The 10788-nt window shown below is 37.5% G+C and carries 14 protein-coding genes; 1 reads left to right on the top strand and 13 read right to left on the bottom strand.

What is annotated here, in order from left to right:
* Window positions 1–89: 89 nt before the first annotated feature.
* Window positions 90–3872 carry a phage tail tape measure protein gene (locus V5787_RS05910; RefSeq protein WP_336892344.1) on the bottom strand — a complete coding sequence of 1261 codons (3783 nt, stop codon included), beginning with the start codon at window positions 3870–3872 and terminating at the stop codon, window positions 90–92.
* Window positions 3873–4030: 158 nt separating this feature from the next.
* Between V5787_RS05910 and V5787_RS05905 the strand changes: the two genes are divergently transcribed.
* Window positions 4031–4720: a hypothetical protein gene (locus V5787_RS05905; RefSeq protein ID WP_336892343.1), complete on the top strand. Its 690-nt coding sequence runs from the start codon at window positions 4031–4033 to the stop codon at window positions 4718–4720.
* Between the two features lie 9 nt (window positions 4721–4729).
* On the opposite strand, the gene V5787_RS05900 is transcribed toward V5787_RS05905, so the two are convergent.
* From V5787_RS05900 to V5787_RS05845, 12 genes are all read right to left on the bottom strand, one after another.
* Window positions 4730–5275, bottom strand: a complete 546-nt coding sequence (locus tag V5787_RS05900) for a hypothetical protein (RefSeq protein WP_336892342.1) — start codon at window positions 5273–5275, stop codon at window positions 4730–4732.
* Window positions 5272–5415 (bottom strand): hypothetical protein, encoded by a 144-nt coding sequence (locus V5787_RS05895; RefSeq protein ID WP_336892341.1) that lies wholly within the window; start codon window positions 5413–5415, stop codon window positions 5272–5274. Before V5787_RS05895 ends, V5787_RS05900 begins: the two co-directional genes overlap by 4 nt.
* A gap of 74 nt (window positions 5416–5489) precedes the next feature.
* Window positions 5490–5930 carry a hypothetical protein gene (locus V5787_RS05890; protein WP_336892340.1) on the bottom strand — a complete coding sequence of 147 codons (441 nt, stop codon included), beginning with the start codon at window positions 5928–5930 and terminating at the stop codon, window positions 5490–5492.
* Window positions 5931–6014: 84 nt separating this feature from the next.
* Entirely contained in the window at window positions 6015–6512 is a 498-nt protein-coding gene (locus V5787_RS05885) for a hypothetical protein (protein WP_336892339.1), read from the bottom strand.
* Between the two features lie 20 nt (window positions 6513–6532).
* Entirely contained in the window at window positions 6533–6979 is a 447-nt protein-coding gene (locus tag V5787_RS05880) for a hypothetical protein (protein WP_336892338.1), read from the bottom strand.
* Window positions 6963–7400 carry a hypothetical protein gene (locus tag V5787_RS05875; RefSeq protein WP_336892337.1) on the bottom strand — a complete coding sequence of 146 codons (438 nt, stop codon included), beginning with the start codon at window positions 7398–7400 and terminating at the stop codon, window positions 6963–6965. The genes V5787_RS05880 and V5787_RS05875 overlap by 17 nt, the downstream gene beginning before the upstream one ends.
* Window positions 7388–7690, bottom strand: coding sequence for a hypothetical protein (locus tag V5787_RS05870; RefSeq protein WP_336892336.1), 303 nt, complete (start codon window positions 7688–7690; stop codon window positions 7388–7390). Before V5787_RS05870 ends, V5787_RS05875 begins: the two co-directional genes overlap by 13 nt.
* Complete coding sequence (locus V5787_RS05865) at window positions 7684–8010, bottom strand: DUF6706 family protein (RefSeq protein WP_336892335.1); 327 nt, start codon at window positions 8008–8010, stop codon at window positions 7684–7686. The genes V5787_RS05870 and V5787_RS05865 overlap by 7 nt, the downstream gene beginning before the upstream one ends.
* Window positions 8011–8014: 4 nt before the next feature.
* Window positions 8015–9112 (bottom strand): major capsid protein, encoded by a 1098-nt coding sequence (locus tag V5787_RS05860; RefSeq protein WP_336892334.1) that lies wholly within the window; start codon window positions 9110–9112, stop codon window positions 8015–8017.
* A 24-nt stretch (window positions 9113–9136) separates the two neighbouring features.
* Window positions 9137–9667: a hypothetical protein gene (locus tag V5787_RS05855; RefSeq protein ID WP_336892333.1), complete on the bottom strand. Its 531-nt coding sequence runs from the start codon at window positions 9665–9667 to the stop codon at window positions 9137–9139.
* 18 nt (window positions 9668–9685) lie between these two features.
* The gene (locus tag V5787_RS05850; RefSeq protein ID WP_336892332.1) at window positions 9686–10276 is read right to left on the bottom strand and encodes a hypothetical protein; all 591 of its coding nucleotides are present in this window, start codon (window positions 10274–10276) and stop codon (window positions 9686–9688) included.
* A 255-nt stretch (window positions 10277–10531) separates the two neighbouring features.
* A complete protein-coding gene (locus V5787_RS05845; protein ID WP_336892331.1) occupies window positions 10532–10783 on the bottom strand; it encodes a hypothetical protein in 252 nt (83 codons plus the stop codon).
* Window positions 10784–10788 lie beyond the last annotated feature (5 nt).

The following is a 10788-nucleotide window of genomic DNA, read 5'->3' as shown; positions in this document are numbered from 1 at the left end:
CAAACAACCACTTACAGCAATTGTACTGCTAGGTGATTTCGCTGCGATAATATTATAATCGCTCAATGATATGTTGTTTAGTTTATAACTCATAAGCCAATATCTCTAGTAGTACTTGTAGATGTGCTTGTTTGGGTGTTGTAATTAATTTCTTTTAATTCGACCACCGCTAACTTTAATTCAATTACTGTATTAGCTGTGTTCGTCGCTATCTCAGATAAATGCCTTTCGCTGTCTTTGGCATAAGTGTTTGCTGACACTCGAATAACCGCCTCTTGCTCTGCGAGGAGTAACAATCTCTTGCCGTTGTCGTACTGGCCCCTAAACAGACCAGTTAGTTCACTTCCTGTTTCTTCCGTAAGTTCAGATCGAACCGAACCTGCTAATCCGGAAGAATCTTCTCCTTCAAAATCGTGGCCCAGACTTTCAGCAATTTTTTTAGTAGCCTCCCATTCGCTTTCTGATTTTGCGGCCTCATCAAGCAGCCATTGTTCTAATTCTGCAATTTCCGCCTCTGTTAGATCTGAAACACCATCGGCGACACCTCCTTCATTATCTGAATACTCAGCTAATTTGGCTAAATACTCCTGAGATATTGTGTCTAAACTCTCCCTTTGAAATGCTTCAAGAACCGCATTTCCTACAGTGTCTTTAAAAGTGTTTGCAAACGCGTCAATATAACTCTCGCCATCTTTTAATCCTTGAAAAATACCGTCCGACAAAGTATTTCGTGTCATGCCTGTAATGAAACTGTCATACTCTTCTTTTAGCTCAATAATTTCTTGCTTGGTTGACGCAGATTGCTCAGCGAGTTCTTCTAGTTTTGCTTGATCTGTACCAGAACCGGATCCTTTAGATCCTACTTTTAAGCCTAAAACACTAATCTCTTTTCTCGCTTCTTCCTCTGCTTTCTGCGCCTGAGCGAGTTCCTCTTCTTTTTCTTTTATCGTGTCTAAATAGTCTAGCTTTGCTTTTGCTTGATCAACACCAACGGAGTTTGTTATATTATTGGAAATTTGCAGCGAAATCCTTTCCAAATCTGCAATTGCTTCTTCAAATTTGGCTGTATCTGAGACCACCTCAACGGTTAAAGCTGAATTAAGAATAGCTAAGCTTCCACCGACAATATCTCCAGTTGCTATTTGACCAATGCCCGAAGCTACACCTGATAACTGTCCTGCTAGTGCAGCCATATCTTCTTCCCCAAACTTCAAAAATAACGCGGCTACTTCATTCAGTCCCGAAGAAACTAACCCCATGGCTTCAGCAAGCGAGTTGCCGAACACTTCGGCGAGACCAGTCAAATCATCCTCACGCTGTTTTACGATATTTCGAGTTTCTATTGTTGCTTGTCCGTTGCTTGACAAAGCGGCTTCTTTTTTTGCCAACTCCTTCGCTGTTCGCAAATTCTCTTCAGCAACAGCTTTCCTGTCCATTACTTCCCTTAAACCGAGCAGCTTGAGAAAATCATAATTATTTTCTTCTATTTTTCTTATTTGAGTTACCGTGCCTTTAGCTGTTTCTATCTCCTCTTGCTTAAACCTAATTCTAATTGCTAGAGCTTCTCTTTTGTAAGCGTTCTGCTCAGCATAGTGCTCTTTTTCGAGAGCTAACAATTGTTCATTTAAAGCGTTTATAGAAGTAGTATCTATGGCGGTGTTTACTGTCTTTACGCCTATTAAGGTTCCTGTAACAGTGGTTGCTTTTTCTCTTTTTACCGTAACCGCTCCTTCGTCTATTAGAAGTATTCTTTCAGCGTTTGTTTTTGCAGCTTTAAGCTTTTCGTTTAAATAATCTTGGTAATTATCAAATAATAAATTGTTAGTATCTTTAAATGTTGCCGCCTGATCTACGGTAGCATTATCTACCAAGCCGATGTAAGATTCATAAGCTTCTTTTCTGCTATTCAAATAGTCTTTATAAGCGGTTAACCTGTCGCTTGCTGCTTGTTGTTCTTTTTTTGATAAAGAATCAATATCTGCCTCTAACTGATTTTTCTTTTCTTCGGCTGCTGCGATAATCTCGCTGTTCTCCGAAGCTAAGTACTCTTGAAGGTTTTTTTTCTTGCTTACTTTCTGGATTTTATCAATCTTTTCTAAGACGCTTATCCTTTCGGTGTACGCTTTTTGAACATCCTCAAACCCTGTGTCTTTAAACTTTGAGATATCGGCTGACGAGGATGATTTATTGATCGTTCGAATAGCCACGTTTCTGTTTTCAAGGCTTCGTAAGTCTAATTTTAAAGCCTTCTCATTTTGATCGTTAATTTTAGAAACTATTTCTTTTTGTTCATTTAATTTTTGATTGGCTTGGCCAATATACCTGACCTGTGCCTTAAACGGAAAAGTTTTTTCTAGCTTAATTTTTTTTAAGTTATCTGCAGTTTCCTGATCAGAATACCTGTCTCCTGGAGTAACACCTTTTTGTGCTGCAATTTTTTGAACAGCGTCAATCTGTTTTGATAAAGACTCGGCCAGGCCTTCATTAGTCAACTGTCTATCAACCTTAAGAACAATGTGGTTGTCGTCAGCAAATTTTCTAGCGCGAACTATTAGCTCCTCAAATTTTTGTATTTCGCTGTCTAAGTCCATGTCAAGGTCTACTTCTTTTTGAAGCTCCTTGTTTAACTCTGCTTGTCTCTTGGCTAACTTATATCTAACCTTATAAGATTCATTTACATCGTCTAATACATCCTGTAGCTCTTGATTAGATACCTTTTCCGTATCAATCCCTCCCAAGAACTCAGGATAAAGAGAAATCATGTCTTCCAGGAGCCGCTTTCTTTCCTGACTTTTTTCATCAAGCCTGCCTAGTTCTGTTTTAAGCTCAAAGACTTTGATTCTTTGGTTGTCAAAGCTTTTCTCTAATTTATCGCCAGTATCTAATCCGTCTCCTATAATATTATTAAGAGACCCTACGATTACATTTGACATATCAACAAAGTAGTTTCCAATACCCACTGTACTAGCCTTGATTCTATTTTCAAGAATTTTCCACTGATTTGTATTGTCTTCTAGCATGATTCTACTTGCCCTCGCGGTTGCCCCAGCAGTGTTGTTGTAAGATTTTAAATCTTGACTTGCTGATCTTGCATTTTTTCCAGACACCGCTAAAATTGCCTGAACAGCTTCAATTTGTCCAACTTCTTTTTGAATTAGCGTTTGATTTCCGCCCATCTCCTCGTAAAGAGCCTGCATGTTTTCCTGAAGGGTTTTGGTTCCGTCCATTTTTCCAGCAGCCTGAAGTCCTACAATTGACGCTCTAATTTGAGTCATTGCCTGAGCTGTTGGTACTCCTTGTTTAGTCAAAGAAGCCACTGTACTTAGTATTTCGTTTAAAGGAATGTTTGACGCCGAAGCTATTGGCGCAACTTGACTTATATTTGCTGCTAATTCTCCAAAAGTGGTTTTACCTAATTTTACCGTGTTAAAAAAAGCATCAGAAACCTCGCCTGATTTTTCGGCAGAAATTTTATAGGAATTTAAAGCCGTTGTTAATCCGTCTGCAGCTGTTTTAGTATCTGTAACACCTGCAACTGCAGCCTTTGCTGAGACCTCTAGCAACTCCAATCCTGCGGCTCCGTCATAACCTGCGGAAACAATTTGATAATAAGCATTAGCTAATTCTTTGGGACTGTCGGGACTAATTTTAGAAAGAGAGAACACGTCAGAGCTAATTCCTTTAAAATCTTGCTGCGCTGCTGCTGAAATTGTCTGAACCTCCTTCATGGCGTGTTCAAACTCTTTTACCAGCTTATAAGAGTCGTTGGCTATCAACGCGAATGCCGCGGCCGCTCCAACTGCCAAGGCAGCAAATGGATGAATTTTAGATATTTTACTAGACATTCCTTGAACTATAGACACCGCGTCCATCGAGCCGCTTTGAAGTCCTGAATTATCTAGGCCTGTGGAAAAAAACAACGAATTATCACCCTGTACACTCATTTAAAATCACTTTTAAATAAAAGTACTTTCATGCGCGCTTTAAAAGAAGTAATTTAGTAGTCAACTCCCGTAGTGTCACTTATTTTATGTATTGTCTGACTTTTAAAAAAAATAGATCCAAGCACTTTCAACAAGCCTTCGATTTTGCCAAAGAACTAAACTGTGATGTGGACGGTGATTTAATTACTATCAGAATCCCCGAAGAACTTCTCATAAACGCCTACGCAATGATTCGGACCTTGTTTGGAATTATCCAAAAATGGAAAGGAACAACTGCAACTTACAACGGAAATAAGGTTAATCCTTATCAGTTTATTTTACAAGCTCATCAAATTGGCGAGTGTTCTTCTGAGTTTGCAATAAACAAAAACAATTGTTTAACTGGTGATTCCTCTGCGTGGTCTTGTAATAAAATAAACAATATCTTTTATCGTGAAGGAGGTAGTGGAAAATACAAAACCAATGGAAAGTATTGGTATAACTACGGTTATTTTGAAGGTAAAAAATGGATAATCGACAAAGATAGATTGCACGAAAAACTACTAAAATATGTTGAGTCTAAAGGAATTAATCTCTGTCCTGTTTTTGAATTAAAAAACTTACACCACGCTGTTGCAAATCTTCCAAATTTTATAGTGCCGGATGACATCAGCTACAGGATTCATTTTGAAGAAAAATACATCAAAGGACAAAAGATATTAATACCCAATAATATCAGGCACGTTAACGATAAAGTGTTTACTAATTACGTTGGACTGGCTGCTATACGTAGCTAATGACGTGTTTTACTTTTTTGTTTTTCTTGCCCCTTCTTTTAAAACAACAAAATCAGTACTCGTATGGCTTACCGCGACGTTATCCCATGCTTCAATTTTCGCATAACCTTTACCAATTACCTCGCATTGATTAAAAGCGTTTACCAAACAGCCATGAGCTGTCGTTTTTGACTGATCGAAAAGAGTCACAAAGGTTGTGTCGTAACATTCTGTTTCTGAGTTTTCAAACTGAACAATTAAGCTATGTCCAGACACTTCTGCTTTTGCGGTTCCGAACAGAATACCTCTGTTGTTTTTGATAATTACCTTGTCTTGGAAGTATATTTTATGAGATGATAATTCCTCAAGAGTGAAATTGCTTTTTAAATACGCGGACGTTAAAACGTTCGTATTTATCAACCAGATCATGTTATCAAACATCAATTGCCAAACTGCTTCTTCATCGTAATTTTCATGAAGTTTTTTTATTTTCAGCCAAAACTGAACACATAATAAATCTGAATTACTTGACATCAACTTTAACGCTTGATAGACTTCTAAAAATGCTTCTTTCATGATATTTTATTTTGTTGCTTGCTTAAAACCGCGAATAGGTCATTTGACTGTCGCTCTTTCTCTTTTTCCTTCTCTTTTTTACTTTTTAATTGAGGAACCGACATCGAGAGCATCAATCCGTTTTGAAAAGAGATCTCCATCGTTGCCTCTTTGTAGCTAAATCCAAAATGAGAACATAGACCTCCAATGTGTCTGTATGGATTGAATCGATCGCTCAATTCCTCTTCATCATCATCATCGGATTTTGTTCTTTTGCAATTTGGAAAGAGTTCAAAAAAAAACTAGGATTGCATTTTACCGCAGTTTCCTGAATTATTCCTTGAAGCTCTACAAGTTCAACGTTTTTGCAAATAAATTCAACGTACCATTCTGGAAAGTCAGGCTTTTCATAAGACAATACTGACAACACCTGAGCTATTTGTGTTTGATATTTCATGACTTGTTTTAGGTCAAGCTCTTTGTCTAAAAAAACTTCGTCAGAAACCTCACCCAGCACGTCAGCACATAAGCCTAACACATAAGCAGTAGGTGGCTTAACGGTAAATGAAATTTCCTTTTTGATTTTATTCGGCAACATTGAGCCATTCCGTACAGAAATAGTATAGGTCGTCGGTTTGCGTATAAACGCTTGAATTAAGGCTTGTTCTTTATCCATATGTCTGGAATAAAAGCGTGTCACGCATTGGCAACACGCTTTGTGTATAATTTTATATTTTTTTTTTATTTTTTTATATTGATATTAAACCTCTACATCTGCAATTTCGTATGGAGCGGCCTGAATACCCTCCTCAGTAACAGGCGTGTTTGCTGTAAACGTTAAGTCAACGGCTGGCAATGCGTTTTTGGTGATGTTTCCTTGGATTTTTGCAACAGTGTGCGCATAAGGAATTGTGATCACTTTCTTTTTACCGTTATTTTCCAAAGTGGTAATTACTAGCGACAAAAACTGACTCTTTTTTTTGATTGGTGCCGAATATTTATCAAGCGCGAACAAACCTCCCATTAACATTGGATAATCGCTCAAAGCAACCCCAAGCAGTCTAATTTTTACAATTGCAGGCGTTACAGTACCGTCAACAATTAGATAATTATCATCAGCTTCTGTCGCAATTGTTTCTGTAGCCGTTGATTCTCCCTCAAAATTCACGGAACCAACTTCAACATCTGTAAACTCAACCAAAGCAGCACTCACAACACCGTTGCCGGGTACTCCGATCTCAACTTTGCCGACTCCCAACAAGTTTTCTTTTTTATTACTCATAATGTGTTAAATTTTAATTTAATATTGATAAAATGTGTACTCTCTTGATCTTGATCTTTTAAAACAGCTCCTGGAGAAGCGATTTCAAAAAACACATAACTAACATTACCCAACAAACTCTGGTCTTTCCCTTTTATGGCGGTGAGAATATCGTGTGATGCTGATTTTTTATTATCTAATAACTTGATTGCTATTTCTGATAAAACCTCCAGCCGCTTGGTGTCTACTAATCCGCTTTGTAAATCTCTTACGTAAATATTAACGTTAACATATCCTGATTGCAAATATTCACCGTTAATTGTCAGGCAGTTAATAACAACATCTTCAAGCTGACTTTTTAAAGGTCTTGAAATCTTATAAATCTGACCCGTAAGCTCTTCGGTCAATTCCTTGACAAAAAGAAGATTCCTAGCCGCGTGCAATACACTAAAATTTGATTTCATTGAATAATGCTTTTATTTCACTTGACTCAGGCTGCGAGCCTGTAATAACATCCAATCCCATCGATTCTACGTACCTTGCGTATTCCATTCCGGCAACTCCAATTAAAACAAATCCTGAAGGGTATAAGCTTGCTACTTTTGCAGCAATTTCAATTCCCTTTAATTTACCTGTTTCTCCGTCAGCTCCCTTCGACTTAAAATTCATATCGACAATATCGCCATCATTTAAAATGATGTAACCTATTGAGCTTCTAAGATTGCCTGTGTTGTCTAAATAAGTATTCAACTCTCTAGCGTTATTCACAAACTGCTCTCCTATATAATGCAATCCGCTAAGAGACTTAAAATCAACCTCTTTTTTAAAATGAGTTAATGCCCTCATTATTTGAGAGTTTTTGAACATCGCTTTTATTCCAGACATATTTCGCAATGATTTTGATAATTATCAAGCTGTACGACGGTGTATTCCTTTCCGTTAACCTCAAGGTAATGACCGTCTTTTTCGAAAGGAACAACATCTAGTTTTTTTGTGTAAAAAACGCCCGAGTAGTCAAGGTTTTTATTTCCTGATTTTGGTTCATATCTCCCTGTCAGTTCAGTTTTTACAGGCTCTTCTACAGAGATACTGTCGCCGTTCTCATCTAATTTTGGCTTTCCCAAAAAACTTTCAGACCTAACGATCAAATAGGCTATATGTGGATATCTTACCATAATTCAGTTGCATCTTCAATTCCGTCGCTAAATCCCATCAAATCACTTAGCTTATCATCTTCATATTTTGTGTAAATTTGAATAGCTAAATTTTTATAAACAGATCGGTCATAAGTAACTGATAATCCTCCTTCTTTAAAATCAGGCGAGGTCATTACCTCAACATATAAATCAGCTGTTATCAATTCAATATGCTTCAAATAACTAGACTCATAATTGACCGTTTCATCCAAGGAACGGTCAATAAATGCTTTGTCGATCGTTGCGCTAGGCAAAGATTGAAAGGCTGCTTTAGCTTGTATGACCTGCTTGTTTGTCATTTAATTAAGACCAAGAGGTTTTTAAAGTGTTCAATTGATAGATAGATTCTACGTCATTCAAGACTGGCAAGGCATAACATTGAACAGAAGTAAACTCCGCCAAAGGCTCATTTTGCGCAAACTTAGAAAGCAACATGATGTCGTCAGCTTTCTCGTACACAACACCTGCAACAGGTCTTCTTTCTTCTGCGCAAGTTCCATAAGCGAGGTCGCCCGCTTCCATTGTATTTAACAAGGTTACTTTACCTTCTTCCCATGGAGTGATTGCGGTCTTTTTTCCATTCTTTTCTATTTGTACCGTAGAATCAACTATAACAATTTGCATCGAATAGTCTTCCAGCAAAAAAGAATTTGCTTTGGTCAAAGAAGGAACAATTGTATTTCCTCCTGCCAAATTCAAATAAGCTGAATATCTTTCCAACACCTGAGTGGCTTTCTTGAACTGATTGAAAGACGTTGGAGACATTAATATGTACTTCAGCTTATCTCCTTTTACTCTAGCTTTTGTTTGAATTGCTTCAATGTCATCTAGCGGCTTTGCTGTTGCTGCGACTCCCCAAGCAACTGATGCTCCTGACCTGTTAGCGGAAGGAATTGCAAAAGTCATTCTGTCCGTCAATCCGTTGTTGTTCTCTTTGGTTATTGATATAATTCCAGTAGACAAAGCCTGTAAGGCTAGTATCTCTAATCTTGCATGAACACCATGAATACACTTCTTTAAATCGCCAAAAAGCAACTGTACTACCTGTTTGGTACTGGTCCCATTTGAATCTAAAGCAATCATCGTGTCGATGTTATTCATTTCAGATTCTCTCAACGTTAATTTCATTCCTATTTTGGGAATGTCTCCTTCTGATCTAGAGATACTATCTCTTTTCTTTAATGGCAATGGAGAATCTACAGCCACTACATCAGCAGCAGAAATAGAACCACGACCAATCAAAGATTCAAACTTTAATGTCGGTTCATATTTCTTTTTAAATAAAGATTTGTAAAAATACTCTGGTTCTCCTTTTTTGTCGTCTATTTTCGTTACCAACGCTGCTACTAACCCTTTGAAGTATTTCTTCACATACGATGGAAATAATGATACTGTTTTCATTTAATATCTTTTTTGATGTTTTAATTACTCTGAGTAAAATCTAATTAGTGGCAATGCTGCTTTCACAGCTTCATTAATAGGATTCACCATAGCGGCTTCATTCACGGTTCCACGAACCATTACTCCTGCTGAAGGGTCTTCAACCGACTTAGTGCCTAGCACAATTCCCACCACCTTATCACCGTCGTTCACAATCGCTTGATCTAAGACAACAGCGGTCCCAATAGCAACGTTTGTTGTAACGGAATCAAAATCATCATCAGTGGTATTTATAGCTGTAATCGTACCCGCCAAAACCTTATCTCCAACTCTTAAATAATGTCCTTTATAGAACTTTACCTCTTTTACCGTTGAAGCTGCTGCTGTTAAAACAACACCGCTTGAAAGTGGTTTATAATCTGGTTCGATAAAGACAATCGGTGTTCCTGCTTGTACTTCCTCGGCAATTAAACCTGCTACGTTTAAGGTTTTTCCCCCTGGAATTCCTTCTAAATTTTTAACAATTACAATCGCGTCATTTGGATATGTAATGTCTGTTGTTTTGATTTCTGGCATCTGTTTTGCTTTTAAATTTTACATGTCATTTGCAATGTCTGCTAACTCCTTTTCGCTTGCCGAATCTCCTTCTCCTCCGACAGGAAATCTTCCTCCGTCTCCACTATCCGCAACAATTCCTTGTTTCACTTCTGTGTAAGTTGTTTCTACTCCTTCAAGTTGATCTTCCAAAGAAGTTTCGCTTTCAAAGTCAAATTGTTTTAAAAAAGCTTTTGGAATTTTTTTACCCTCCAACAGTTTTTCGGCTGTTGTGGTTTTAGACACCAACGATTCTTTCACGTCTCTTGCGGTGTTTGCTTCTTCCATTTCTCTAACTTTTTTTTCCAAAGGAGACTCTATTTTAGGGTCTTTTCCTTTTTCGACGAAATCCCATTGAGCTTTTAGATTGTCCTCCCGGGTTTGAGTTGCAGAAGTTACCTTCTTGTCAAATTCTGATTGGACGCCCGGTAACTTTAAGGCTTCATCTAAAGTGGTTGGTGGTTTCAGTTCAAGTTTATCTGAGACACCCTTGAAAGGTTCGGCAATAATCGCCTTGAATTCTTTTGAGTCCTCAGCAAGTCCTGCCGCTAACAGTGCTGCTTTGAGTGCTGCCAATAATTCTGGATTCATGTTACAATGATTTTAGTTAAACATTAATTGACTCAAATGTAACTTGCGCGGCTCAGTAAATAAAGGGAAATATAGATCAACTCCCGTAGTGTCACTTATTTTTTGCAAATAATACGATAAAGCGTTCTTTTGCTTTTAAAAACGAAATAATCATCCAGATCGTTGAAAATTTCCTGAAGCTCAACATTTGGGTTTTTGATTTTTTTATATGCAACATATCGCCTAACAAATTTGTCTCTACTGTATGTTTTGCTTTCATCTCTTTGCATTCTTATAAATTAGGTTTTCGATTGTTTTTTCTGACAAAAACAATATATGGTTTGATAAATCCGACATTATCACATCAAGCTGGCATTCATCAAATTCAATCAAATACCATCGAATAAATAAATCTCTTTTTTCCGAGCGCTTGACAGGCAATTGAATTTTAAACTCTTTCAAATGCCGCTTATAGGCGGCTATAACCTCTATTTGATGCTCAAAAATCACATCTGATGCTGATTTCATTGGAT

It is taken from the genome of Flavicella sp., from assembly GCF_037132785.1.
Classification (GTDB): domain Bacteria; phylum Bacteroidota; class Bacteroidia; order Flavobacteriales; family Flavobacteriaceae; genus Flavicella.
Note: the sequence above shows the minus strand (reverse complement) of the source record. Positions and strands in the feature narration are given on the sequence as shown.